The organism is Arthrobacter sp. 10N418 (assembly GCF_056394725.1).
The window spans coordinates 1-25,277 of record NZ_JBFTIK010000011.1 but is presented as its reverse complement, the minus strand read 5'-3'; the positions used below and the strand labels follow the sequence as shown (position 1 = coordinate 25,277).

Annotated in this window: 20 protein-coding genes and 1 pseudogene; 16 read left to right on the top strand and 5 right to left on the bottom strand. The window is 66.8% G+C overall.

The genetic code is table 11. The features are described from left to right. Positions 1 to 43 precede the first annotated feature (43 nt). From AC1DCZ_RS10440 to AC1DCZ_RS10425, 4 genes are all read right to left on the bottom strand, one after another. Positions 44 to 2,122: a PTS fructose transporter subunit IIABC gene (locus AC1DCZ_RS10440; RefSeq protein ID WP_476974518.1), complete on the bottom strand. Its 2,079-nt coding sequence runs from the start codon at positions 2,120 to 2,122 to the stop codon at positions 44 to 46. A gap of 2 nt (positions 2,123 to 2,124) precedes the next feature. Beyond that, the gene (locus tag AC1DCZ_RS10435) at positions 2,125 to 3,111 is read right to left on the bottom strand and encodes a 1-phosphofructokinase family hexose kinase (RefSeq protein WP_476974517.1); all 987 of its coding nucleotides are present in this window, start codon (positions 3,109 to 3,111) and stop codon (positions 2,125 to 2,127) included. After that, positions 3,108 to 3,920 carry a DeoR/GlpR family DNA-binding transcription regulator gene (locus tag AC1DCZ_RS10430; RefSeq protein ID WP_476974516.1) on the bottom strand — a complete coding sequence of 271 codons (813 nt, stop codon included), beginning with the start codon at positions 3,918 to 3,920 and terminating at the stop codon, positions 3,108 to 3,110. The genes AC1DCZ_RS10435 and AC1DCZ_RS10430 overlap by 4 nt, the downstream gene beginning before the upstream one ends. A 778-nt stretch (positions 3,921 to 4,698) precedes the next feature. Beyond that, a complete protein-coding gene (locus AC1DCZ_RS10425; protein ID WP_476896624.1) occupies positions 4,699 to 4,962 on the bottom strand; it encodes a DUF6458 family protein in 264 nt (87 codons plus the stop codon). A gap of 301 nt (positions 4,963 to 5,263) precedes the next feature. Here AC1DCZ_RS10425 and AC1DCZ_RS10420 point away from each other — a divergent pair, with 301 nt between their 5' ends. The 16 genes from AC1DCZ_RS10420 (at position 5,264) to AC1DCZ_RS10345 (ending at position 25,011) form a co-directional block, all read left to right on the top strand. Further along, positions 5,264 to 5,881 carry an alpha/beta hydrolase gene (locus AC1DCZ_RS10420; RefSeq protein ID WP_476974515.1) on the top strand — a complete coding sequence of 206 codons (618 nt, stop codon included), beginning with the start codon at positions 5,264 to 5,266 and terminating at the stop codon, positions 5,879 to 5,881. Between the two features lie 159 nt (positions 5,882 to 6,040). Beyond that, positions 6,041 to 7,051, top strand: a complete 1,011-nt coding sequence (locus AC1DCZ_RS10415; RefSeq protein ID WP_476974514.1) for a LacI family DNA-binding transcriptional regulator — start codon at positions 6,041 to 6,043, stop codon at positions 7,049 to 7,051. A 199-nt stretch (positions 7,052 to 7,250) separates the two neighbouring features. Next, positions 7,251 to 7,994: an HAD family hydrolase gene (locus tag AC1DCZ_RS10410; protein ID WP_476974513.1), complete on the top strand. Its 744-nt coding sequence runs from the start codon at positions 7,251 to 7,253 to the stop codon at positions 7,992 to 7,994. Positions 7,995 to 8,084: 90 nt separating this feature from the next. Further along, complete coding sequence (locus AC1DCZ_RS10405) at positions 8,085 to 10,415, top strand: glycoside hydrolase family 65 protein (RefSeq protein WP_476974512.1); 2,331 nt, start codon at positions 8,085 to 8,087, stop codon at positions 10,413 to 10,415. 166 nt (positions 10,416 to 10,581) lie between these two features. Further along, positions 10,582 to 12,249 carry a GspE/PulE family protein gene (locus AC1DCZ_RS10400; RefSeq protein ID WP_476974511.1) on the top strand — a complete coding sequence of 556 codons (1,668 nt, stop codon included), beginning with the start codon at positions 10,582 to 10,584 and terminating at the stop codon, positions 12,247 to 12,249. A 29-nt stretch (positions 12,250 to 12,278) separates the two neighbouring features. Beyond that, positions 12,279 to 13,757, top strand: coding sequence for a type IV pilus twitching motility protein PilT (locus tag AC1DCZ_RS10395; RefSeq protein WP_476974510.1), 1,479 nt, complete (start codon positions 12,279 to 12,281; stop codon positions 13,755 to 13,757). Further along, the gene (locus AC1DCZ_RS10390) at positions 13,758 to 14,987 is read left to right on the top strand and encodes a type II secretion system F family protein (RefSeq protein ID WP_476974509.1); all 1,230 of its coding nucleotides are present in this window, start codon (positions 13,758 to 13,760) and stop codon (positions 14,985 to 14,987) included. A gap of 193 nt (positions 14,988 to 15,180) precedes the next feature. Further along, a complete protein-coding gene (locus tag AC1DCZ_RS10385) occupies positions 15,181 to 15,627 on the top strand; it encodes a prepilin-type N-terminal cleavage/methylation domain-containing protein (RefSeq protein WP_476974508.1) in 447 nt (148 codons plus the stop codon). Positions 15,628 to 15,783: 156 nt separating this feature from the next. Next, the gene (locus tag AC1DCZ_RS10380) at positions 15,784 to 17,154 is read left to right on the top strand and encodes a type IV pilus modification PilV family protein (protein ID WP_476974507.1); all 1,371 of its coding nucleotides are present in this window, start codon (positions 15,784 to 15,786) and stop codon (positions 17,152 to 17,154) included. Further along, positions 17,151 to 17,894 (top strand): prepilin-type N-terminal cleavage/methylation domain-containing protein, encoded by a 744-nt coding sequence (locus AC1DCZ_RS10375; RefSeq protein ID WP_476974506.1) that lies wholly within the window; start codon positions 17,151 to 17,153, stop codon positions 17,892 to 17,894. Before AC1DCZ_RS10380 ends, AC1DCZ_RS10375 begins: the two co-directional genes overlap by 4 nt. Beyond that, positions 17,891 to 19,762 (top strand): hypothetical protein, encoded by a 1,872-nt coding sequence (locus AC1DCZ_RS10370; RefSeq protein WP_476974505.1) that lies wholly within the window; start codon positions 17,891 to 17,893, stop codon positions 19,760 to 19,762. Before AC1DCZ_RS10375 ends, AC1DCZ_RS10370 begins: the two co-directional genes overlap by 4 nt. Next, positions 19,759 to 20,607: a prepilin peptidase gene (locus AC1DCZ_RS10365; protein ID WP_476974504.1), complete on the top strand. Its 849-nt coding sequence runs from the start codon at positions 19,759 to 19,761 to the stop codon at positions 20,605 to 20,607. The genes AC1DCZ_RS10370 and AC1DCZ_RS10365 overlap by 4 nt, the downstream gene beginning before the upstream one ends. A gap of 57 nt (positions 20,608 to 20,664) precedes the next feature. After that, a complete protein-coding gene (gene pilM, locus AC1DCZ_RS10360) occupies positions 20,665 to 22,575 on the top strand; it encodes a type IV pilus assembly protein PilM (RefSeq protein ID WP_476974503.1) in 1,911 nt (636 codons plus the stop codon). Then, a complete protein-coding gene (locus AC1DCZ_RS10355) occupies positions 22,575 to 23,240 on the top strand; it encodes a hypothetical protein (RefSeq protein ID WP_476974598.1) in 666 nt (221 codons plus the stop codon). The genes pilM and AC1DCZ_RS10355 overlap by 1 nt, the downstream gene beginning before the upstream one ends. Positions 23,241 to 23,435: 195 nt before the next feature. Next, on the top strand, positions 23,436 to 24,278 hold the full coding sequence (locus AC1DCZ_RS10350) for a hypothetical protein (protein WP_476974502.1): 843 nt from the start codon (positions 23,436 to 23,438) through the stop codon (positions 24,276 to 24,278). Beyond that, on the top strand, positions 24,262 to 25,011 hold the full coding sequence (locus AC1DCZ_RS10345; RefSeq protein ID WP_476974501.1) for a LamB/YcsF family protein: 750 nt from the start codon (positions 24,262 to 24,264) through the stop codon (positions 25,009 to 25,011). Before AC1DCZ_RS10350 ends, AC1DCZ_RS10345 begins: the two co-directional genes overlap by 17 nt. A gap of 129 nt (positions 25,012 to 25,140) precedes the next feature. Here AC1DCZ_RS10345 and AC1DCZ_RS10340 read toward each other — a convergent pair. Beyond that, positions 25,141 to 25,277 (bottom strand): annotated as a pseudogene (locus AC1DCZ_RS10340) (IS481 family transposase); the annotation flags it as partial.

Below are 25,277 nucleotides of genomic sequence, written 5' to 3'. Positions count from 1 at the left end.
ATCAGCTGTGGACTTCAGTTTCGGGGATGATTCCTGGACCGGATCAGACGGTTACGGGAACCGCTTCCACCGTATCAACGGACTTCTTGACTGCCCAGCGCTTGAGTGCCAGGACGGACAATGCGGTCACGACGGTTCCGACCAGGATGGAGACAACGAACATCACGAAGTTGTCGATGGCGAAGAAGACGAAGATGCCGCCGTGTGGTGCCTTGGAACCGACTCCGGATGCCATCGAGATGGCTCCGGTGATTGCCCCGCCGAGCATGCTGGCCGGGATGACCCGGAGCGGGTCGGCGGCGGCGAAGGGGATGGCTCCTTCGGAGATGAACGAGGCACCCAGCAGCCAGGCCGCCTTGCCGTTTTCGCGTTCAGCCAGGCTGAAGCGCTGCTTGTCCAGGACCGTAGCGAGCGCCATGGCCAGCGGCGGAACCATACCCGAGGCCATGACCGCGGCCATGATCTGCCACGGCGCCTGGTTTTCGAGCGTTGCGGCACCCAGGCCGGCGACGGCGAACGAGTAGGCAACCTTGTTGACGGGTCCGCCGAGGTCGAAGCACATCATCAGGCCCAGGATCACGCCGAGGGCGATCGCGCTGGCGCCGGTGAGGCCCGAGAGCCAGCCGTTCAGGCCCTTGGTGATGGCAACGATCGGACCGCCCAGGATCAGGAACATCAGGCCGGACGCGACGAGCGAGGCCAGCAGGGGGATGATCACCACGGGCATCAGGCCGCGCAGCCACCGGGCTACGGTCAGCTTGCCGATCGAGTGCGCAATGTAACCGGCGAGCAGGCCGCCGACGATGCCGCCGAGGAAGCCGGCACCCATGAACCCGGCCACAGCGCCTGCGACGAAGCCCGGCGCGATGCCCGGCCGGTCAGCGATGCCGTAGGCGATGTAGCCGGCAAGGGCCGGAACCAGGAAGCCGAGCGACAGGGCGCCGATCTTGAACAGGACAGCGCCGATGTAGGCGCCCAGCGGGCCCCAGGCGTTGTCCGGGAACTGGGTCGGCAGGTTGAAGAGGCTGTTGTCCACGACGATCGCATCCGCGTACTTCGTGATCAGGTAGCCGCCCATGAGGAAGCCGAGGGCGATCAGCAGGCCGCCACCTGCCACGAACGGGATCATGTAGCTGACACCCGTGAGCAGGGCTTTCTTGAGCTTCTGGCCGATGTGTTCGCCCTTTTCCATGGCCTCGGTCTCAGCCTGCTCCTCAGCGCCGAAGTGCGGCACGCGGCGGGCGTTCGGGTTGTCGGCGGCGGCGAGGGCCTCCTGGACCATCTTGTCCGGTTCGTCGATGCCGCGCTTGACGGGTGCGTTGATGACCGGCTTGCCGGCGAAGCGCTCCTTGCCGCGGACGTCCACGTCAACTGCGAAGATCACAGCGTCGGCCGCGGCGATCACGGCCGGGTCCAGCGGTTTGGCGCCGGAGGAGCCCTGGGTCTCCACCTGCAGGTCGATGCCGACTTCCCGGGCCGCGGCCACGAGCGAATCGGCAGCCATGTAGGTGTGCGCGATGCCGGTGGGGCAGGCTGTGACGGCGACGAGGCGCTTGGGGCCCCGGGTGCCGGCAACCGCCCCGGCAGCTGCGGCCGCCGGGGCGCCGGCTGCAGGCGCGTTGGCCGTGGAAAGTGCGGCATCGGGGGCAGCTGCGGCGTGGGCTGCGGGCTTGTCCGCCAGTGCCCCCTCCACAAGCTCAACGATTTCCGTCGGCGAGGACGCGGCACGCAGCGCGGCCGTGAAGTCCTTCTTGATCAGGGACCGGGCGAGCTTGGACAGGAGCTTCAGGTGGTCCTGGTCCGCGCCTTCGGGAGCGGCGATGAAGAAGATGAGATCCGCTGGACCGTCCTTGGCGCCGAAATCGACGGGCTGGGACAGCCGTGCCATGGCCAGCGTCGGCTCCGTGACCGCCGTCGAACGGCAATGCGGGATCGCGATGCCGCCGGGGACGCCGGTGGCGGTCTTGGACTCCCGGGCGAAGGCGTCGGCGAAGAGGCCTTCGACTTCGGTGGCCCGTCCGTTGGCCGCTACTCTGCCTGCCAGGTGCCGGATCACGTCCTCGGGCGAGTTGCCCAGATTCTGGTCGAGCTCGACCAGTTCGGTATTAATGAGCTGTGTCACTGTCAATCCTTCCGGAGGGCCGTGATGGTTACGGCATCAGGGGTGGTTTGGTTGACTGCCGGGACAGTGGAGCCCGGCAGGGAAGCGGCGGCGGCACCATGGGCCACCGCCTGACGGAGGCAATCGGCCGGGGCGGCGCCCTGGCTGGAGGCGAGCAGGTAGCCGGCAAGCGAGGAATCGCCGGCGCCGACGGTGCTGACAGCCTTGACCGGCGGGTGCGTGGCCAGCCACGCGCCGTCGGCCGTTACAAGCACGGCACCCCTGGAACCCAGGGTTGCCAGCACGGCTCCCACTCCGGAACGCACGACGGCGGCGGCGGCTGCCGCGGCAGCCTCCGGATCGGCTTCGAGTTCCTCGGCGGATTTATGGGTGGCGTACCCGGCTGCCGCAGCCAGTTCCGCCAGTTCCTCGGCATTGGGTTTGAGGAGGTCCGGCTTTCCCGAGGCATCGCCGGAGATCGCTGCGGCGAGGGGTTCGCCGGAGGAGTCGACGGCGATGCGCGGCGCATCGGTGCCGTCGTGCATGGACCGCAGCCGTCGGGTGACGGTTGCGTAGAACTCGACCGGAACTCCAGGGGGGAGCGAACCGGCCAGGACAACCCAGCTGGCGCCGCGGGAGGAGTCCAGGAGCAGCCCGATCAGGGCTTCCTGCTGGTCCTCGCTCAGCGCCGGTCCGGGTTCGTTGATTTTGGTGGTGACCCCGCCGGGCTCGGTAAGCGCCACGTTGCTGCGCAGCGGCTCGCCGATCGGCAGCGCCGCGAAGGGAACGTCGCTGTCCCGCAGCCCGGCGAGCACGGGATCGGCCTCCGCTCCGGGAAGCACGGCGATGGTCTTCAATCCGGAAGCCACCAGGGCGCGGGAGACGTTGACTCCCTTTCCGCCGGATTCCTGGCGGACGGAGACGGCGCGCTGCACCTCGCCGCGGAGCAGGGGACCGGGCAGTGCCACTGTGCGGTCCAGGCTGGGGTTGGCGGTCAGCGTGACAATCATGCGACCACAACCTCCACTCCGGCTTCCGCAAGGGCATCGGCGAGTTCCCGGCTGGGTTTCGAGTCTGTGATCAAGGTGTCCAGATCTTTCAACGAGGCGAACTGGACGAGCGTTTCCGCGTCCAGTTTGGAGGAATCAGCCAGCACCACGATGCGGCGCGCTGATTGGACGAAGGCAGCCTTGACGGCGGCTTCTTCAGGATCGGGCGTGCTCAGCCCGAAGGCTGCATGGATTCCGTTGGTGCCGATGAAGGCGATGTCCGGGCGGATCCGGCGCGCGGCTTCCACCGTGGACTGGCCGACCGCGGCCTGGGTGATGCCGCGGACTTTTCCGCCCAGCAGGTGCAGGGCGATTCCGGGTTCCCCGGACAACTTTGCCGCAATGGGCAGGGCGTGGGTGATGACCACCAGCTCGACGTCGGATGCCGGGGAGGCGCCGGCAGCCGCGGCTCCGGCCGTCCGGGCGGAGAGGAGCTCGGCGAGGGCTTCGGTGGTGGAGCCGGCGTCGATCAGGATGCTGCCAGCGCGGCCCTGGGGAATGAGGGCCAGGGCGGCCTCGGCTATGCGGATCTTCTCGGGTTGCCGCTGGACGGTGCGTTCGAGGATGCTTTCTTCGGTGGTGCTGAACCGGTCCGGGGAGACTGCGCCCCCGTGGACGCGCCGGACGCTGCCTGCCGCTTCGAGGGCGGCGAGGTCCCGGCGAACCGTTTCGGTGGTGATGCTGAAACGCTCGGCAAGATCCGTAACGCTGGCGCGGCCACTGGCGTAGATCAGCCCCACGATCAGCTGTTGGCGTTCCTCGGCGAACACTTACCCTCCATTGCGTACTGTTTTCTGCTGGCTGCCTGCGACTGCGTTCCGAATCCCCTGGCGCTTCCGTGACTCGCATCACATGAAGTGGAATTGTTTGACTTTATCTTTGTTCGTGTTGGTTTGTCAATGAAAACCACAAGAACGCAGAAGTGGCGGCCTGGCGCCACGGGACATGTCCAGTGGTCGGGCGGGGGTCGGGGGCATGTCCAGTGGTCGGACCGGAGAATGGGGAGCATGTCCAGTGGTCGTGCCGAGGGGTGGGCAATTTGGGATCATGTCCATGCCTCGCTCCGGGGGGTGGGCATGCGCTGTGCTTTCGCTGGGACTGGGACTGGGACTGGGCCTGGGCCGGGGAGCGGGGGAGTGCGGGACATGTCCGGTGGCTGGGCCGGGGATCGGGGGGCATGTCCAGTGGTCGTGCCGGGGAGTGGGCAATTTGGGATCATGTCCATGCCACGCTCCGGGGGTTGGGCATGCGCTGTGCTTTCGCTGGGACTGGGCCTGAGAGCGCGGGGGAGTGCGGGACATATCCGGTGGCTGGGCCGGGGATCGGGGGGCATGTCCAGCGGTCGGGCCGGAGAGTGGGCAATTTGGGATCATGTCCATGCCACAGCCTGAAAGTGGGGCATGTCCCGTGGCGGGGTGGGGCATGTCCAGTGGCCGGACGGGCGTGCGGCGCACCGGGCTGGCGGGGGCCCCATGAAATGACGGAAGCCGGGCCCGACCCTACTGGTCAGGCCCGGCTTCCGGGATGATGGCTCCGGAGAGCGGCGGCCTACAAGCCCGCGTCGCGGCTCTCATTGCGGGTGATGGTCTCGCCCGTGTTGGGGTCCACGATTGATCGGGTCTCGCTGACGCGGCGCGTGCGGCCGCGGCCGGGGTTGGCGAGGACCAGGGAGGCGACCAGCCCGATGACTCCGACAACCATGAGGATGTAGCCGATCATGGTCTGGTCCACGTTAGGAATCAGGCCGGGCGCGATGGCCCAGGCCAGGATGGCGCCGATGGCGATGAGGAAGATGGCGGAACCGATTCTCATGTCTTGCTCCTTGGTGTCTGTGCACGGGTAGGAAATGCTAAGCATGCTGTCCAGCGTCACGCTACAGCCCGGCCCGCACTGTTTCAACGAAACGGCCCACGCCCCGCCGGGAAACTTCCGCGCCCCCCGCGCCCCGAGGCCCTCTGGGCGATGATTCCGCGGCGTTTCCGGACGCCGGCGGCACGGATCCACGCCGCGGCTGTCCGATTCCGAAGCGGATGACCGGACGGTGCGCGGACGGGGCACGGAATCGGAGTCGGGATGGCCGGTGTCCGGGCCGGCGACTGGCTAGGCTGTGCCCATGGAGACAGTCGTCTGGTCCCGGCCGGAGAATGAGCGTGCCGGCACGCCCCTGCTGGTCATGATGCACGGCTACGGCACGGACGAATCCCGGATGGCCAATCTGTTCGGTTCCCTCCCGCCGGACTTCAGCTGCGCCGCACTGCGCGGGCCGAAGGTGATCGGGGACCGCTACGGGTGGTTCCTTCTGGACTACTTCCTGACCCACGACTTTGCCGACGTCATCTCCAGCACCACCAGCGTGCTGGCGTGGATCGACTCCGTCAAGGCCCGGCACAGCAGTGTCAGCCTGCTGGGGTATTCGCAGGGCATGGCCATGGCCAGCACCCTGCTGCGGCTCCGGCCGGAGCAGTTCCGCGCCGTCGTCGGTCTTTCCGGCTTCGTCCTGGACAGTGAGCTTCTGGCCATGAGCGAATCCTTCGGGTCCCGGCCGCCGTTCTTCTGGGGCCGGGACAAGGACGACGTCGTGATCAACGATGCCGCCACGGAGCACACTGAAGAATGGCTGCACCACAACACCCAGCTCACGGCGCGGACCTACCCGGGAATGGGCCATGCGATCTCAAAAGCCGAGTTGGTGGACGTCAGCGTATTCCTTCGGCATTACGTGCTGCGCTGAAACCGGCGGCCCTTCGGCCAAGCCGGACGGAGTTTCTCTATTAATCCACTTGCATACCAATTTTGTAAGCGTTTACACTCGACTTCGGCCATGTTCACCGGCCTACTACTTCCGGGGGAAGAAAGGGCTGGGCCCGTGATGCAGGCCAGGACCACGCGCGTGACCATCCAGGATGTCGCGGCGCTCGCCGGACTCTCCATTTGCACCGTCTCCCGGGCGCTCCGGAACCTGCCCAATGTCTCCGAACAGGCCCAGGCCAGGGTCGGGGATGCGGCGGCCAAGCTCGGCTACAAGGCATCCTCGGCGGCGTCGCGCCTGGCCGGCGGAAAAACCGGCTCCGTTGCCATCATCGCCCCCACCGCGACCGCCTGGTTTTTTGCCCAGGCTGTGGAAGCTGCCGAGGAAGTGTTTGCGGACAGCGGCTTCGACACGGTGCTCATCAGCCTCCGGAACCAGCCCAGCGTGCAACGGAAGCTCTTCGACGACGTCGCCGGGCTCGCTCAGCGCGTTGACGGTGTCCTGCTCCTGAACATCGCCCTCAGCGAAGCCGAAATGGCCGCCCTGGCCGGCTCCGGTCTTGCCGTGGCGAGCGTGGGCATGGACGACGTGCCGTGGGACAACGTAGGCATCGACAACGAGGAAGCGGCCCGCGCCGCCACCAACCACCTTCTGGGGCTGGGCCACTGGGACCTCGCCATCCTGTCCGGGAGCGAGGCCGGCCAGCCCTCCGACATCACGGCCGGCGAGCGGCTGCGGGGCTTTGAAGGCGCTCTCGTCGAGCACGATCTGACGGTTGATCCGGACCTGGTGATCGACGCCGGCTTCAGCATCGAAGGCGGCCGCCGGGCCATGACCGAGCTGGTCGAAAACCGCAGGATGCCGTCCGCAATCTTCGCCGGCTGCGACGAAACAGCCTTCGGCGCACTCATGGCCCTGAGGGATCTCGGTTTGTCAGCGCCGAAGAACGTGTCCATCATAGGAATAGACGATCATCAGATGAGCTGGTTCCTGGGACTGACCACAATCGCCCAGCCGGTGGCCGATCAGGGGGCATTCGCCGCCAACCTGCTGATCGAAAGACTCCATAGCTCGGGGCTACCGAATCCCCCGTCAAGCCACATGCTGGATACCAAGCTGGTGGAGCGTAAGAGCACCCGACGCCGTCGTTGAACCGGCCGTCGTTGAAACGGACTGTCGCTGAAGCCGATGCTCCTTGAACCGAACGCTCGCCGAGCCCGGCACATGCCCGGCAGCACGCCAGCGCCAGCAGACCCCGCACCGCCCCGGCCCGGCCGCCCGCCGTCGCCCAGAACCTCCGCTGCAGAAGACCACCGACCTGATTGCCCACCGTCTGAAAGGACTTTGATCCATGACTGAGCTTTCCAATAGCACCGCTTCCCGTCCGGGCTGGGCGGGCGCTTCAGCCATCCTTTTCGACCTCGACGGCGTCCTGACGCCCACGGCGATCGTGCACGAGCGCGCGTGGCAGGATCTCTTCGACGGCTTCCTGCGCTCGGTCCCCGAGGCGGCGCCCTACCGCGAAAGCGACTACTTCGACCACATCGACGGCAAGCCCCGGTTCGACGGCGTCCGGGACTTCCTGGCCTCACGCAACATCGTCCTGCCGGAAGGACCGCTGGACGACGATCCCGCCCACGACACCGTCCACGGACTGGGCAACCGCAAGAACAAGGTCTTCAACGACATCGTGGAGGCCGGCGGCGTGAAGCCGTACGAGGGATCCGTGAGGTTCATCGAGGCCGCTCTGGCCCGGGGACTGAAGCTCGCCGTCGTCTCCTCCTCCCGCAATGCCCCGGCAGTGCTCAAGGCCGCAGAACTGTCCGATTACTTCCCGGTCGTGGTCGACGGCGTCGTCGCGGTCGCGGAAGGGCTGCCCGGCAAACCGAGCCCGGCCACCTACGAATACGCCGCGCGGCTGCTGGGCCTGCCCAGCGAAGAATGCGTCGTCGTCGAGGATGCCGTCTCCGGTGTCCAGGCCGGCAGCGCCGGGAGCTTCCACTCGGTGATCGGCGTGGACCGGGGCGCGGGCCGGCAGACCCTGCTCGCCGCCGGCGCCACCCTCGTGGTCAACGACCTCGCCGAACTGCTCTAACCCACCGAACCCGCTCCGCACCTCCGCGCCCCCGCACCGCCCCACCACATCAACCGCCGCACAACGCCTGCCCGAAGGAACCCCTCCACCATGGCTCTCATCACCTCGGACCGCGCCCGGTTCCCCAATGACCCGTGGCAGCTCGTGGAGACTGTCCACCTGCCCGGGAATGCCGGCACGCTGGAAACCCTCTTCAGCCTCGGCAACGGACACCTGGGCATCCGCGGCGCCCACTGGGCGGCCGCCGACGCCGAACTTCCGGGCAGCTTCATCAACGGCTTCCACGAGACCTGGGACATCAAGCACGCCGAGAACGCGTACGGCTTCGCCCGCACCGGCCAGCGGATCCTCTACGTCCCGGACGCCAACAACTTCACGGTCATCATCGACGGCGAGACGCTCAGCCTCGATGAATCCACCGTGCTGGATTACCGGCGCTCGGTCGACTTCGCGACCGGCGTCTATGAATGCCGGATCACCTGGCAGTGCCGCTCCGGTGCCACGGTGACTACCACCGAGCGCCGTGCCGTCGGTTACGAGTCCCGCGGCGCCCTCGGCATTTCCCTGGAACTCGCCGCGGACCGGGACATCTCCGCCGACGTCACGTCTTCGGTGATCAACCGCCAGGACCAGCCGGTGGAGGACCACTCCGCCCATGACCCGCGCCGCGCCGGCCGCCACGCCGGCCGCGTGCTCCTTCCGGTGCGCCTCGACGGCGGCGACGGCTCCCTGCGCCTGTCCTGGGAGGCTGCCGAATCCAGGCAGCGGCTCGGCATGGCCGTGGACCACTGGACCTCGGCCGGGGTCCAGCCCTTCGACACCCAGGTGGACCAGGACGACAGCAGCGTCCGCTACGTGCTCGCCGTCGGCCCGGACGTGCCGTTCCTGCTGGAAAAGAGCGTCAGCTACGCGGTGGGACAGGCCGTCGAGGACCTGGCCGACACCGCGGAGGCCGGCCTCATGCCGGTCAGCGAGATCTTCGCCGAAAGCGAGGCCCACTACCGCGGGTACTGGACCACGAGCGACATCGTCCTGCGCGGTCAGACCGAGCTGCAGCAGGCCGTCCGCTGGAACCTCTTCCAGCTCGCCCAGGCCACTGCCTGCGCCGACGTCGCCGGCATCCCGGCCAAGGGCGTCTCGGGCTCCGGCTACGAGGGCCACTATTTCTGGGACCAGGAGGTGTACCTCCTGCCGTACCTGACGTACACCAACCCGGGCAACGCCCGCCAGGTCCTGGAATTCCGCCACGCGCTGCTGCCCGAAGCCAAGATCCGTGCGAAGGAGCTCAGCGTGGACGGCGCCCTCTTCCCCTGGCGCACCATCAACGGCCTGGAGGCCAGCGCCTACTATGCGGCCGGCACCGCGCAGTTCCACATCGCCGCCGCGATCGCCTTCGCCACCAACCGCTACATCTGGGCCAGCGGGGACCAGGAGTTCGAGCAGACCCTGGGCTCCGAGCTGCTGATCGAAACCGCACGCATGTGGGTGTCGCTGGGCTTCTTCGGCAAGGACGGGCTCTTCCACATCCACGGCGTGACCGGCCCGGACGAATACACCGCCGTCGTCAACGACAACCTGTACACCAACGTCATGGCGCGCTTCAACCTGCGCGCGGCGGCCGCACTGGACCACCCCGAGATCGACGACGCCGAACGCCAGCTCTGGGAGCAGGCCGCGAACCGGATGCAGCTGCCCTATGACGAGGACCTCCAGGTCCACTCGCAGGACAACGACTTCATGACCCTCGAGCCGTGGGACTGGACCACGCCCCGGTCCAAGTACCCGCTCCTGCTCCACTTCCACCCGCTCGTGATCTACCGGCACCAGGTCCTGAAGCAGGCCGACACCGTGCTGGCCATGTTCCTGCAGTGGCAGGACTTCACGGCCGAGGAAAAGCGCCGCGCCTTCGACTTCTACGATCCCATCACCACGGGAGACTCCACCCTCTCCGCGTGTGTCCAGGGCATCATGGCGGCCGAGGTCGGCTACGGCAAGGCCGCGCTGGACCACTTCACCCACGCGCTGTTCATCGACCTGGACGACACCCACGGCAACACGATCGACGGCGTGCACATCGCCTCCACGGGAGGGGTGTGGAGCTCGCTCGTCAGCGGCTTCGCCGGCCTGCGCGACCAGGGCGCCGTGCCGTACTTCGACCCGCGGCTGCCGGCCGAATGGGACGGACTCGAGTTCCACCTCAAGATCCAGGGCCGGCTCCTGCATGTCGAACTGGACCCGGCGTCCATCAGCCTCCGCATCCAGGACGGCGCCCCGCTGGAGGTCGACGTGCGCGGCGAACTCGTCACGGTCGGTGCCGGGTCCGTCCGGGTGCCGCTGGCGCCCGTGGCCGCTCCCGAGCCCACGGTCTTCCCCAGCGGACTTCCGACGGCGTCGATCCCGGTCGTGCGCGCCCGCCTCTGAGACGCAGGAGCAGGCAGGCTGCGCACCCCGCCACGGGCCCTGCCCGGTGGCGGGGTGTTCGGTTCTTGCTCCGGGGCGGGTTAGTCTGGGCAGGCTTGTCGACGAATGATGGGCATTCGTGTTTGGCCGACGGACGTGCCTGCTGCGTCCTCTGAAGGAGGCGCGTGTGGCATCCTTGACGGAAATTTTGGCGCTGGAGGGACTGCTGACTCCCGAGCACGTGGCTCGGCTCGGAAGGTACCGCTCCAACGACGCGGCGGCCATCCGCACCCTGCTCAGCGACGGCGACGTGACGAGTGCACAGGTTGCCAGGGCGCGTGCAGTGCAGGCCAACCTGCCTTTTGTCGAGTTGCTCGTCGTCCCGATCGACAGGGCCGCGGTGTCACGGGTGTCGCCGTCGTTGTGCCGAAGGCATGAGGTGCTGCCGCTTTCCATTGCCGATGGCCGCGTGACCCTGGCGATGTGGGACCCGGGAAATGTCATTGCGATCGACGACGTGCGCGCCGCCACCCAGCTGCCGGTGGACGTTGTTGTCGCCGACCGCCCCGACCTGCTGTCCGCCCTCGACCGGTCACTGCGCGCGGACGATGAGCTGAACCATCTCACCAACACCCTTGAAGAAGAAAGTGCCGGCGCAGAGGACGACGGCCGGACGATCGGCTCCTTCGAGGACGACGTGCCGATTGTCCGGTTCGTCAACCTGCTGGTGAGCCAGGCGATCCAGGACCTCGCCTCCGATATCCACATCGAGCCGACCGCCGGCGAGGTGCGCGTCCGGTACCGGATCGACGGCGTGCTGCACGAGATGCAGAGCGCACCCAAGAGCATCCAGAACGGCGTGATTTCCCGGCTGAAGATCATGAGCGACATCGACATCGCGGAGCGGCGCAAACCGCAGGACGGCCGGATGTCCGTCAGGCATGGCAGCCGCATCGTGGACCTGCGCGTCGCAACGCTGCCCACGGTCTGGGGCGAGAAGATCGTCATGCGAATCCTGGACAACAGTGCCTCGACCGTCTCGCTGCGTGACCTGAACCTGCTGGAGCGCAACTACGAGGCGTACAAAACGTCCTACACGAAGCCGTACGGCATGATCCTGGTAACCGGGCCGACGGGTTCCGGGAAGTCCACCACCCTCTACACGACGCTCAAGACGGTGGCGCGGCCGGAGATCAACGTCATTACTGTGGAAGACCCGGTGGAGTACCGGATGGACGGCATCAACCAGGTCCAGGTCAATCCGAAGGCAGGGCTGACGTTTGCCAGCGCCTTGCGGTCCATCCTGCGCAGCGACCCGGATGTGGTGCTCATTGGCGAGATCCGCGATCACGAGACCGCGCAGATCGCCGTGGAGGCGTCATTGACCGGGCACCTTGTCCTCTCCACGCTCCACACCAACGACGCGCCGAGTGCCATCACCCGACTGACCGAGATGGGGATCGAACCGTTCCTGGTGGGAACGGCCGTGGACTGCGTGGTCGCCCAGCGCCTGGCGCGCAGGCTCTGCGACCGGTGCAAGCAGCCGGTGGACCATGATCCCGAGAAGCTCGCCGCGCTGCGTTTCGGTTTCGACCCCGACAGGCCGCCGCCGGTGCTGTACCGGCCGGTCGGCTGCACGGGCTGCTCACAGACGGGCTACCGTGGGCGCATGGCGGTGCACGAGGTCATGACGGTCACGGAGGAGATCGAGCGCCTGGCCGTCGCCCGGTCCTCAAGCGCCGAAATCGCCCGTACGGCGCGTGAGCAGGGGATGCTGACCCTGCGCGAAGATGGCTGGGAGAAGGTCCGGATGGGCCTGACATCAATCGAAGAGATCTTGAGGGTAGTGGCCTAGTGGTTCGTCGAATGCCGGAAGGGCAGTGAATGGTGGAGCGACCCGTCTATGAGGTTCCGATGGTGCAGCCCGGCGATTCCGCGGCCGGCTGGGCGCCTGAGCGACTCGTGCCCGGGGGCCGGCGCGCGGCCCGCCTTGAGCCGGAGCCCGCGGTAATGCCGGACTTCGCGGCGGATCCTGAGGGCGAGCCGGGGCCTGTTGCAGGGCGGCTATGGGACGTCACGGATCCGGCGTCCGCCGACCCTATCGACGTCGGCCGTCCGGCCGCCGTCGAGGCACTGCTTGACGCCGCCAATGCACCGCATGGCCAGACGCGCATTCCGGCGGCCGCGGGCCAAGCCCTGGCTGGTGAGGCCGCGGGCGGCACCATCGACCCCGACCTGCTGGCCGCCCTGCAAGCAGTGCTGAACCAGGGGGCGTCGGACCTTCATTTGACCGCCAACGCCCCGCCGATGATCCGCGTCGACGGCGGGCTCCGGCCGGCCGGCCGCACGGAGCCGTGGCAGCGGGACAAGGTGCTCTCCGCCCTTGGCAGCCTCCTGACCGACGAGCAGCGGACCATCTTCGATACGGAGCTGGAGCTGGACTTCGCCTACACGCTCCCTGACACCGCACGGTTCCGGGTGAACTACTATCAGCAGCGCGGTTCGCTCGGCGCAGCGTTCCGCTTGATCCCCTGGGAGATCAAGCAGTTCGGGGAACTCGGGATCCCGGAGCGGATCGGAGAGTTCGCCAAGTTGCCGCGCGGCCTGGTGCTCGTGACCGGGCCCACCGGCTCCGGCAAATCGACGACATTGGCGGCGATGATCGATCTCGTCAACCGTACGCGGGCGGACCACATCGTGACGGTGGAGGACCCGATCGAGTTCCTGCATTCGCATCAAATGTCGCTCGTCAATCAGCGCGAGGTGGGCAACGACACGCACAGCTTCGCGGCAGCGCTCAAGCATGTTCTGAGGCAGGATCCGGACGTTATCCTGATCGGGGAACTGCGTGACCTGGAGACGATGTCGGTCGCCTTGACCGCGGCCGAAACCGGCCACCTGGTCTTCGCCACCCTCCACACCCAGGACGCCGCCCAGACCATCGACCGCGTGATCGACGTCTTCCCACCGCATCAGCAGGGGCAGGTACGTTCACAGCTCGCCGGAGTGCTGCAGGGCGTGGTCTGCCAGACGCTCGTGAAGCGTGCCAGCGGCCGGGGCCGCGTAGTGGCCACAGAGGTGCTGGTGGCCACCCCCGCCATCGCCAACCTGATCCGGGAGGGCAAGACCTACCAGGTGCACTCCATGATGCAGGCAGGGCGCGGCCTGGGAATGCACACAATGGACCAGCATTTGGCCGAGCTGGTTGGCTCCGGCCAGATTACCCGCGCCGCGGCCGACGAAAAGGTGCATGATCCGGAGACCTTCGATCGGCTACTGGAGCGTGGCGACTCCTCCGGCGCCATGGCCGAACGGGCCGCCGGAATCGATTTCGGCGACTCGTTCTCGTCCGAGGCCGGCTAGGTGGGCGCCGCGCAGGCCTGGGCCTACACCGGCAGGGACGGCAACGGCAAGCTCGTCAAGGGACGCCTGGATGCCTCCAGCGAGGCCGCCGTCGCCGCACGCCTGAAAACCATGGGCCTTTCCCCTGTCACCATCGCGGAAGCGCCGGCGGGAACCGGGCTGAACCGCGAGATCTCGATCTCGGGAGTCCAAAAAAGCGTCAAGGTCAAGGACCTGGCCATCATGAGCCGGCAACTGGCCACCATGGTCGGCGCCGGGCTCTCGCTGTTGCGCGCACTCAACATCGTCGCTGAGCAAACCGAGAGCAAGCCGCTCGCTAAAATCCTCACCGACGTGCGCGACGACGTCGAGACGGGGATTTCGCTGTCGGACTCCATGCAGAAGCACCCCGCCGACTTTCCCCCCATCATGATCAATATGGTGCGCGCGGGGGAGATCGGCGGATTCCTGGACGGTGCGCTGGAGTCCATTGCCGACAGTTTCGAGGCGGACGTAAAACTCCGGGGCACCATCAAGTCGGCGTTGAGCTACCCCATGATCGTCCTGATCATGACGGTGTTCTCGGTGGCGGCCATGCTGATCTTCATCGTTCCGGTGTTCAAGACGATGTTTTCCAACCTTGGCGGTACCCTGCCGCTACCCACCCAGATGCTCGTGGTGCTCTCGGAACAGATGGTGTGGCTGGCGCCCGCCATCGTCGTTGCCGGCCTGGGCTTTTCGCTGTGGTGGAGGAAGAACAAGAACTCGCTGGAAGTGCGCAGGGTGGTGGATCCGCTCAAGCTCAAGCTTCCGGTGTTCGGGCCGCTGATGACCAAGCTCGCCGTCGCCCGGTTCAGCCGCAACTTCTCCGCCATGATCAGTTCCGGCGTGCCGATCCTGCAGGCCCTGCGGATCGTGGGGGAGTCGAGCGGCAACTGGGTCATGGAGTCGGCGCTGAACGAGGTGGCGGAATCTGTGCGTCAGGGCGAATCCATTGCCGGTCCGCTGGCGAAATCTCCTGCCTTTCCCGCCATGGTGACGCAAATGATCGCGGTCGGCGAAGACGCCGGCGCCCTGGAGCAGATGCTCGTCAAGATTGCCGATTTCTATGACGCAGAGGTCCAGGCGACAACGGAGCAGCTCACGGCCCTGATTGAGCCCCTCATGGTCGCGTTCCTGGGAATCGTGGTGGGCGGCATGATTGTGGCCCTGTATCTGCCAATCTTCAATATCTTCACGCTGATAAAGTGATCGAGGCCGCCTGGGACAAGCAGGATTAGCGCACTATTGGCGCAGAAAAACAGCTCTCCCACACCATTTGTGGGGTGCACAGTAGTTGTTCCCAAGGATTTCCAACTAATCACGCTGACGCGTAAATTCCTCCGATACAGTTCATTTCGGCTCGCAATTGTGCGCCCTTCTTTTTAGTAATTAGGGGAATTTCATGGTCTCACGTGCTTTCCAGGCGCTCGCCGCCCGACGCAGCGCCCTCGCCGAGAAGGAAAAGGGATTTACCCTGATCGAACTCCTCGTCGTGGTCATCATCATCGGCATTCTTGCCGCCATCGCCATTCCGGTTTATTTGAACATCCAGGGCGGCGCCAAGGACAGCGCGGTCCAGTCGGACCTGACGAACGCCAAGACGGCCGTCGTTACCGCGCAGACGACTAGCCCCGGCGGGAAGCTGGCTGCCGATCAAGCGGCTTTCGACACTGCGTCCCCGGCGCCGGCCGTCGGCAACTACACGTCAGGCTTTGCGAAACTGACCTACACCACCGACGGCGCGAACGCCTTCTGCATCACCGCTAAGAGTGCAAGTGGCCAGGACTTCGCAATTGATGCAACCCAGTCGGTGAAGAAGGGGACGTGCATCGCCAACGTAGCTGGCTAAAGCCTGCCGCCTAAGCAGCGACCGCTGCAACGAACGCTGGTGGGATGCCCGTGGGGCCGCATCCCGCCAGTGTTCGTTTCGCATTACTGCTCCCTGGAGCAAGTCCTAAACAACCACAAGAGTGCTGCCTGGTACCCCCGCTGAAAGAGGTGCACCGTGAGGTCTTTCCCCGCGCGCCTGCGCTTAGTACTGGGGCTGGACACTCCGCCGGAGGACGGTTTCTCCCTCGTTGAGGTCCTCATCGCCATGATGGTGTTCGCCGTCCTCTCAGTGGGTATCGCCTACTCGTTGCTCTCCGTGCTCGCCATGACCAAGGAGGGCCGCGCCCGGGAGATGGCCACCAACCTTGCCGGCCAGGAGATCGACCTGGACCGCTCGGCGAAGGACGTCTTCACGCTCGGCGATTCCACCCGGACGATCGCTAATGCCGTCGGCAGCTTCGTCGTGCAGCGCACCACCCAGTGGGTCAGCGGCGCCGGCGAAGGCAACGGCTGCGGTTCCGGAACCGGCGTGCTCCAATACAAGCGCATCAACGTTTCCGTCACCTGGGACGGCATGCGCGCCGGGGCATCGCCTGTCCGCACGGACACGCAGCTGGCGCCCAAAAACGTGATCAACGACCCCGCCCTCGGCACGATCATCGTCTCCACCTTGGCCGCGGGCGGCGCCGGGAGCGCCGGGGTCTCGGTCTCCGCAGCGCCCACCCCGGGAGTGGCCGGCAACACCGCCGTCGCGGTCACGGGGGCGGCCACGAATGCCCAGGGCTGCAGCTACCTCCTGAAGGTGGTGCCCGGCACCTACGATGTCACAGTCTCCCGCGCCGGCTACATCGACAACGGTCAGGTTCCCACCAGCACGAAAGCCACCAGGATCGCCGTCACCGCTGGGACGTCCGCGTCCGCGGGGTTCGTCTTCGACCTCGCCGGCTCGTTCTCCGTGAACTATGCGTCCAACGCCGCCGTCGGAACAGCGCAGTTCCCGAGCAACCTGGACACAACCTTCCTCAGCACGGCGGGTGTCTACGTCTCCCAGGGTGCCGCCGCCGCTGCCAGCCGCACCCTGCAGCTCTTTCCCTTCCCGGGCGGCTACGCCGTCATGGCCGGTAAATATGTGGCCCCCAGCCAGAGCTCACCCGGATGCATTTCAGTCGATCCGGAGGCCTGGCCCGCGGATCCCACCCTCAAAGCGGCCGTCCGGACGCCATCGACCACGACGACGGCGGCCGCCTTGCCGATGGGGTTGCTCACCGTCTCCGGGGCCGCCGGCAAGTTCGTCACGGCGGTATCGGCTGCCGGGACGGGCGCCGGCGATCCGGGCTGTTCGGTGCCGATGACGTACGCCTTCGATGCCCTTGCAGCGGCCGGGAAGATTGCGTTGCCCTATGGCTCATGGACCCTGTACACCGGGTCATCCAAGGGTGCGCAGACGACGGTCCTTGCTGCCAGCTCCCTGGCCGTGGCCGCCCCCAGCGCCGTCTCCTCCAGTGGCGTGGCGACGCTCGACCCGCGCACGGTGGTGGCGCCATGACCGCGCTGACCGCAGCATGCCGGGCGCGGTGGCGGCGGTTCGCCTCCGACCCGGAGCGCGGCATGAGCCTCACCGAACTTCTGGTGGCCAGCATCGTGCTCATGATCGTCCTCACGGTCGCCGCCAACCTTTTCATCAACTCCACGAAAGCCATGGCTCTGGCCTCAGCAGTCAACGCCAATACCGCCAACGCCGCCAATGGCATGGATGAGGCCGCACGCGTTATTCGGTCCGGCACGTCCAACCCCGTGCAGGCACAACTCCTGGACAATCCCGCGTTCGTCGAGGCCAAGCCGGAATCGGTCATTTTGTACTCTTTCGTGGGCGGCGACCGCACTGATCCGCATCCGGTGATGATCCGGCTCTCCCTGAATGCGCAGCGCCAACTGGTCGAAGAGCGCTGGGCGGCCACGGTCCTGGCGGGCGGCTATTCGGGGTTTCCGTCGCCCTACGTCGGGGCACCTGGCTATGTCGCCCCGCAGGTGACCCGCATCCTGACCACCACGGTCTCGCCGCACACGGGGACGGCGCCATATCTTTTCACCTATTACAGCGACGTGCCGGGAACGGTTCCCCTGGCCCCGGCCGGAACTGATGTCCCTGCGGCGAGCCTCGCCGCGATCGTCACCGTGAGGGTCAGCCTTACCGTGCAAAAAAGTCTGACCGACAGGACGTCTCCCGTCACGCTCGAAAACCTCGTCGGCATCCCGAACCTCAACGCGTCGGCGACGATTTCATGATCGGAAGCAGAGTGGCCAGGCGGCTGTCCGCGGAAACACCCGGCCCGCGGCGCGAAGAGGGCGTGGCCCTGATCGTGGTGATCGGCATCGCCGCGGTCCTGACCGTGCTCGTTACGACTGCCCTCAGCGTCTCGCTCGGCAGCTTGGTCAGGGCCAGGACGGACCAGGACTGGAACGCGGCCATAGCCGCCGCCTACGCCGGGGTCGACGAGTATAAGAGCAAGCTCGCCAATGACAACACGTACATGCAATACGGCAATCCGGACTCCCCATTCAGTGCCACGAGCAAGGCGGCCGGTGCGTTGGCGCTGCCGACGGGCTCCGCAACCAACCCGGCGTTCGGCATCGGCGCAGCTGGCTCCTGGGCTACGGTTCCCGGCAGCGGCGGGACCGCCTCCTACCGCTACGAGGTGGACAATTCCAACTACTCGGCCACCGGGGTGCTCCGGATCCAATCAACCGGGCGCGTGGGTAAGCAGACCCGGAGCATCGTGGTCAATCTGAAGCAGGCCGGGTTCATCGACTTTCTCTACTTCACCAACTATGAGGTCCAGGACCCCGATCTGACCGGCATGAACGGGACGAACGGACAACCAAATTGTGCCCAGTACAAGTGGCAGGGACGCTCCAGCTCATGCGCCCAGATCCAGTTCGGATCCGGTGACGTGATCAACGGACCGCTGCATTCCAATGACACCCTCTACATCTGCGGCGCCACGTTCAATGGCCCCGTGACGACTTCCAATACCGCGAACCCGCCGCGGTATGACAAGCCGTCGTCGGGTTGTTCGCCCACCTTTTCGGTTCCCGGCAGCCCTGCCTACGCTGCCGCCGTCGCCATGCCGCCGTCGAACGCCAAAATGAAAGACGAGACACGCACCGACATCCCGGCCTTGGTGCCGCGACCCGGTTGCCTATACACCGGGCCGACGAGCATTGTCTTCAATGCGGACGGAACCATGACGGTGCGATCGCCCTGGACGAAGGCCACCCGCGTCGTCGGAAGTCCCGCGACGGGCGTCGGTACGCCGCCGTCCGGGTCGTCCTCCTGCGGTACGCCGGGTGACCCGACGAAGAACGCCGCCGGCAACTCCGGGACCCTGGCCGGCACGACGGGCCAGACGTTTCCCGTGCCGACCAAGAACCTGGTCTATGTGCAGAATGTGCCCTCCAGCGGTGCCGGCGACCCCAACTTTTGGGCGGCGTCGAGCACCCCGCCGGGCCTGAGCTGCACAGGCCTCACGGGCAGCAGCGGTGCCGGCAACGGAATCGGGTACCCCACCACCAACGAGTACGCTCCCACCGCGACGTCCGGAACCCAGGCCTACGGCTGCCGCAACGGCGACGCCTTCGTCGAGGGCCAACTGCACAGCGCCCTCACCATCAGCGCCGCAAACTACCTGTACGTGACGCGAAACATCACCTATGTGGACCCGAAGGCGGACATCCTGGGGCTGGTGGCGGAAAACGCGATCTGGGTGTGGAACCCCATGCAGCGCACGTGCACGAGCAACTGCTCGGGCAGCACCCCGACCTACAAGTACACCCCGCTCCTGACCGACAGCGCGAAGGACAACGGAAGGACGATCAATGCTGCCCTCCTGTCGGTCAACCACACATTCCAGGTGCAGAACTACGACAAGGGCAACCTGCGCGGCACCCTCACGGTCAGCGGCGCGATCGCGCAGAATTTCCGCGGCCCCGTCGGTACCAGCGGGTCCACCGGCTATGCGAAGGGCTACCTTTATGACCAGCGGTTTCGGAACATTGCACCGCCGAAGTTCATGGTTCCGGTTTCCACCACGTACGGCGTGAGCGTCCAGGTTGAGGTGGGCAAAGCCTTCAACGCGGACGGGAGCGCCGGATGAGCCTGACCAGCCCAGGCCTTTGGCTTACCTTCCTCGCCGCGTACGCAGGCATCTTCGGACTGCTCATCGGCTCCTTCCTGAACGTTGTCGTCTACCGTGTACCGAACGGTCTCTCCATCGTGTCCCCGCCGAGCGCCTGCCCCGGCTGCGGCCACGTCATTAAGGCCTACGACAACATCCCTGTCCTGTCCTGGCTCATCCTGCGCGGAAGATGCCGCAGCTGCGCGAAGCCGATCTCCAAGCGGTACCCGCTCGTGGAGGCGGGGACCGGAATCGCCTTCGCCGGGGTCGCCCTGTGGGCGTGGACAGGCGGCGTGACGGCGGGCCGTCCCACTGAGGGAGCGCCGGGGATCCTCGTGCTCGTCGGGTTCCTGTACCTGGCGGCGGTCACCGTGGCGCTCGGACTGATAGACCTCGACACCCGACGCCTGCCCGATGCCATCGTCCTGCCCAGCTACCTCGTGGGCGCCGCTCTCTTCACGTTGGCCGCAATCCTTTCCGGCGATTATTCCGCGCTGCTGCGCGCCGGCGCCGGCATGGCCGTGCTCTGGACCGCCTATCTGCTCATGGCGCTCGCTTACCCCGGAGGGATGGGATTCGGCGACGTCAAACTGGCCGGACTGTTGGGACTTTTCCTGGGCTGGGTGGGCTGGGGCCCGCTTCTGGTTGGAGCCTTCGCCGCATTCCTGCTGGGCGGCCTGTTCTCGGTGGGGCTGCTTGTAGCCCGGAAGGCGAACCGGAAGAGCGGCATCCCCTTCGGCCCCTGGATGCTTGCCGGAGCCTGGACCGGCATTATTGCTGGCGGCTCATTGTGGAAAGGCTATCTTGCGCTGGTCGGACTCTAGAAACACAGCATCACCGGAGATGCGGGCATCCCCACTGACAGAGAAGGAACAGGGAACTTGGTACAACGCATAGGAGTGGACATCGGCAGCACCGCGGTGCGCGCCGTCGAAGTCCGTCATCCGGACAAGACCAGGCCCACCGTGCTCCGGTACTTCGAGGTTCCGCTGACGGACGGCGCGGTCAGCCGCGGCGTGGTGATTGACCCGGACGCCGTGGCTGCAGCCCTCAAGCAGCTGTGGTCCAAGGGCGGTTTCAAGTCCAAAAGCGTGGTGCTTGGCATCGGAAACCACCATGTGCTCGTGCGTGACCTCACCGTCCCCGGAGCCACCCTGGCCGCGATCCGGGAATCGCTGCCGTTCCAGGTCCAGGACATGCTTCCCATGGCGGTTGCCGATGCCCAGCTGGATTTCTACCCGACATCGGACGTCCCGGGAGGTGACGGGGCCGCCGTCGCCGGGCTGCTGGTCGCCGCGGGGAAGGAAGCCGTGCTGGGCAATATTGAGGCCGCGGGCCGCGCCGGGCTCCGGACGGTCGACGTGGACCTCATCCCGTTCGCCGCCAGCCGCGTGTTGCTTCCCCGGGAGGACTGCGACGGGCTGGTGGCAGTCATCGATGTGGGCGCGAGTACCACCAGCGTGCTCATCGCGAAGGACGGCGTTCCGCAGTTTGTGCGTCTCATCCCGGCCGGTGGACGAGACCTCACGAGTGCGCTCGCGACCCGCCTTGGGATGATTCCCGCCGACGCGGAACTGCTCAAACGGCAGCTCGGACTTGGCTCGCGCAAGGGGGTGTCGGAAGAACATCACGAGGCCCTCGGAATCATTTACGAGACGACCAGTGAACTCTTGATTAGCCTTCGCAATACGGTCCAGTACTACCTAAACAGCCGGCCGGATGAGACCGTGCGGCAGCTGGTGTTGAGCGGCGGCGGAGCCGAATTGCCCGGCTTCGCGGAGAGCCTCTCCGAAGTGACCCGCCTGGAAGTGGTCACGGGGGACCCGTTCCGCCGTGTCGACCTGTCGCGACGGCTCCAGCCGGGGGAGCACGGACAGGGCCACTCGTCCCTGACCGTGGCACTCGGCCTCGCGATCGGCGACGGCGGCGCTCCAGCCGGCACCGGCAGCATCGCCGTTGCCGCCGGAACCGTTGCCGCCGGAACCGCCGCCGCCGGAACCGCCTCAGCCGCAGGCGACGCCGGCGCGGGGACCGACGTGCCCGTTGCCGCCGCCGGTGCGGGCCCGGTCCGGAAGCGGTGGAGTCTTGCCGATGCCGCCAAAAAGCCGGTCCGCCTGCCATCGCTGCGTCCCAAGCGGCCCGCGCGCGGTGGCGGCATCGTCGTCGGCGGAAACCGCCAGATCGATCTGCTGCCGACGGAGACGCGCCAGCTCGTCGCCGCCAGGAAGTTGCGGGACCGCTTGGGACTGGCCGTCGTGGCCGTGCTGCTGCTCACGATGCTCGGCTGGGGAGGCGCCGGCGTGGCCGCGCTACTGGCGCAGGGCGAACTGACCGCGGAACAGGCACAGACGGGCCTGGTCCTGGCCGAGCAACGGAAATATGGTCAAGTACGGCAGGTCCAGGATGAGGTGGCCCTGATCCAGGCCGCCCGTGGGATCGGCATGAACTCCGAAATCGATTGGAAGGCCTACCTTGATGACGTGCAGAAGACGTTGCCCGGGGGAATGACCATCGATACGGTGCAGATCGACTCTTCGTCGCCGCAAGCGGCATTCGTCCAATCCACCGCACCCTTGCAAGGAAGCCGGGTAGCGACGCTGAGCTTTAGCGCAAAGAGTCCCACGCTCCCGGTGGTCCCGCCCTGGCTGGACCGGCTGCAGGCCCTGCGGGGCTTTGCCGATGCGCTGCCCGGTTCCGTCGTCAAAAACCCGGACGGCGGCTACATGATCAACATCACGATGCACATCAACGAGGCCGCATTCTCGAAGCGTTTCCCGGCGGGGGCAAAGTGATGGATAAGAACAGGATATTTCTCATCGGCGCGGTGCTCGCGATGGCCGTTATCGTGCTGTTCGGGTTTCTCGTCGGCGTCCAGCCCCAGCTCGCGGCCGCAACCGCGGCCCACGAGAACGCTGCGGCAGCGCGGGCTAAGAATGCCGCAAGCGCAGATGGCCTGGCTGTTTTGAAGCGGGATTACGCGACGCTGGATGTGCTAAAGCAGCAGCGTGACGCGCTGCGTCAGGCCATCCCGTCGGGCACGGACATGTCGTCCTTCATCGCAGAGATCCATTCCCTGGAGGTGGCCCACGGTGTGACCCTCACGGCATTCACAGTGACCGATGGCCAGGCCTATCTGCCGGCGAAGGCTGCGGCGCCTGCTGCGGCGCCGGCCGCTTCACCGGCCGCTTCGCCTGCAGCGGCAGCGGGCCCGGCGTCCAGCGCCGGGGTGAATTCAAAAAACTTCACTTTGATGCCGATCCAGCTCACGGTAACCGGGCAATATGGCAAGGTCCTGGATTTCGTTCATGGCTTGCAGACCGGGACGAGGCTCATGCTGGTGACCACCTTTTCGAGTTCCGCCGTGGCAGCGGGTTCTTCCCCGGATGTCAGCGCCTCGATCGGCGGTTTTGCCTATGTTCTGTCCGACCGGCAGACGGGACCAGCGCCAACCGGGTGACAGCTGCCGGCCGGCCCCCGCGGCGCCAGAGACTGGCGTGGCAGCGGGTGCGGCCGAACCGGGTGCAGATCAGGGCGGATGGCCGGCGTCGATCCGCCCTGACCTGCCCGCACCCGATCGAGGCGCAGGCTCGGCGTGGCCTAGTGTTAAGACTGGACGAAGTTCAGCACACTTATGGTTCACGGAGAGGCGACGATGGCCAAGCGCAGCAACCCTGCAATGAAGATTGCCCAGAAGACCGCACACAATGCCATGTTCGACGCCGACGGCAAGCCCAAGCCGGGCGTCCACAACATGCTCCTGCGCGCCGTCGACGTCCAGCGGCCGCTCGTGCTCGCAAACCTCCGGCGGCTGCAGCGGAAACACCCGCAGGCGACGGCGGCGCAGCTTGCGGCGAAGCTGGAGCGCGACTACTTGGTGGCCGTCACCGGCGGCGGTGCCCTCGTCGGCGGATCGGCCGTGATTCCGGGTGTCGGGACCGTGGCTGCGCTGGGTCTTTCGGCGGCCGCGACCGTCGGCTTCCTCGAGGCCACGGCATTGTTCTCCACTTCCCTGGCCGAGCTTCACGGCGTGCGGATGGTGGATCCGGACCGCGCCAGCACCCTGGTCATGGCCATCATGCTGGGCGAGGAAGGGACGGAGCTGCTGAGCTCGTTGAGCGGCCAGGCCGCGGGCCGCAGCAAGGGTCCGTCCCAGGCCTGGGGCTCGGCGTTCGCGCGCCGCGTGCCGTCGGCCGGTTTCGGCTCGGTGCGGGAGCGGATCCAGGCGATGTTCCTGCGGAACTTGTTGAAGCGCCAGGGAACCGCGCTGCTGGGCCGGGCGCTGCCCTTCGGCATTGGCGCCGTCGTCGGCGGCGTCGGGAACCGGCTGATGGGGCGCGCCGTCATCGCAAACGCCAAGGAGGCCTTCGGCCCCCTGCCGGACACCATCCCGGGGGAGTTGCTGGCTAGCCCAGGAATGAGCTCCGAACGAAACACGGCCGGAACCCCGGCCGTGGACGTTGCGCTGGAAGGCAAAATTCATGGATCTGAACGCTGACCTCGGCGAGTCCTTCGGCACCTGGACCATGGGCGATGACGCCGCCATGTTCCCGCTCGTCACGAGCGCCAGTGTGGCCTGCGGACTGCACGCCGGGGACCCTGTGACCATGCTGGACACGTGCCGTGCGGCCTACGAACTCGACGTCAAAGTTGGCGCCCACCTCGGCTACCCGGACCTGGCCGGCTTCGGCCTCCGTTCCCTGGATATGACGTTCGATGATCTCTTCGGCGCCGTGCTCTACCAGCTCGGCGCACTCGACGGCGTGGCCCACGCGGTCGGCGCGTCGGTGGACTACGTCAAGTTGCACGGGGCGTTATACGACCGCACGGTGCGCGACGCCGAGCAGGCCTCCGCTGTGATCGCCGCCATCCAGGCCTACGATCCCGGTCTTCCCGTGCTGGGCCTGCCGGGCTCCGCCCTGCTGGGCATCGCCCGGGAAGCCGGTCATCCGGTGTTCGCCGAAGCCTATGCAGACCGCGCCTACCTCCCGGACGGCACCCTCGTGCCGCGCTCGCAGGAAGGCGCGCTGCTGCACGACGAGGGGCAAATCGCCGAGCGCGCCGTGCGCCTGGCCACGACGGGCGAAGTCGAGGCCGTTGACGGCACCGTGCTGCGGCTCGAGCCGCAGTCTCTGTGCCTGCACGGCGACACCCCAGGCTCCGTCGCCACGGCCGCCGCGATCCGTGCCGCGCTCGAAGGCGCCGGGGTTGAGCTGGAGAGTTTCGCCTGAGTTTGCCGTGAGGAAGGCCGGCGGGATTCCACCGCCGCCCGGCGCCGGTCCAGTCCTCTTCGCCGTCCGGGGGAGGGCCAGGCGCGGCACGCCGCCGCCCAGCGGGGCCGTCAGCCCCGCCTAGGTGTATTACCCACGGAGGTTGGTGACGCGGCTAGCGGGTGTTTGACCCTTGAGTGAGGTGTGGCCTCGGTTGTGATTGTAGTGGTGCAGCCAGGGCTCGAAGGCGGCAACGCGTTCGGTCTCTGAGGTGTAGGGCCTGGCGG

What these genes read in the sequence shown, in the direction of transcription:
- AC1DCZ_RS10435 (WP_476974517.1), bottom strand. Translation starts at nt 3,111, where the DNA reads ATGATTGTCACGCTGACCGCCAACCCCAGCCTGGACCGCACAGTGGCA.
- AC1DCZ_RS10425 (WP_476896624.1), bottom strand. Translation starts at nt 4,962, where the DNA reads ATGAGAATCGGTTCCGCCATCTTCCTCATCGCCATCGGCGCCATCCTG.
- AC1DCZ_RS10420 (WP_476974515.1), top strand. Translation starts at nt 5,264, where the DNA reads ATGGAGACAGTCGTCTGGTCCCGGCCGGAGAATGAGCGTGCCGGCACG.
- AC1DCZ_RS10410 (WP_476974513.1), top strand. Translation starts at nt 7,251, where the DNA reads ATGACTGAGCTTTCCAATAGCACCGCTTCCCGTCCGGGCTGGGCGGGC.
- AC1DCZ_RS10405 (WP_476974512.1), top strand. Translation starts at nt 8,085, where the DNA reads ATGGCTCTCATCACCTCGGACCGCGCCCGGTTCCCCAATGACCCGTGG.
- AC1DCZ_RS10395 (WP_476974510.1), top strand. Translation starts at nt 12,279, where the DNA reads ATGGTGGAGCGACCCGTCTATGAGGTTCCGATGGTGCAGCCCGGCGAT.
- AC1DCZ_RS10385 (WP_476974508.1), top strand. Translation starts at nt 15,181, where the DNA reads ATGGTCTCACGTGCTTTCCAGGCGCTCGCCGCCCGACGCAGCGCCCTC.
- AC1DCZ_RS10375 (WP_476974506.1), top strand. Translation starts at nt 17,151, where the DNA reads ATGACCGCGCTGACCGCAGCATGCCGGGCGCGGTGGCGGCGGTTCGCC.
- AC1DCZ_RS10370 (WP_476974505.1), top strand. Translation starts at nt 17,891, where the DNA reads ATGATCGGAAGCAGAGTGGCCAGGCGGCTGTCCGCGGAAACACCCGGC.
- AC1DCZ_RS10365 (WP_476974504.1), top strand. Translation starts at nt 19,759, where the DNA reads ATGAGCCTGACCAGCCCAGGCCTTTGGCTTACCTTCCTCGCCGCGTAC.
- AC1DCZ_RS10355 (WP_476974598.1), top strand. Translation starts at nt 22,575, where the DNA reads ATGGATAAGAACAGGATATTTCTCATCGGCGCGGTGCTCGCGATGGCC.
- AC1DCZ_RS10350 (WP_476974502.1), top strand. Translation starts at nt 23,436, where the DNA reads ATGGCCAAGCGCAGCAACCCTGCAATGAAGATTGCCCAGAAGACCGCA.
- AC1DCZ_RS10345 (WP_476974501.1), top strand. Translation starts at nt 24,262, where the DNA reads ATGGATCTGAACGCTGACCTCGGCGAGTCCTTCGGCACCTGGACCATG.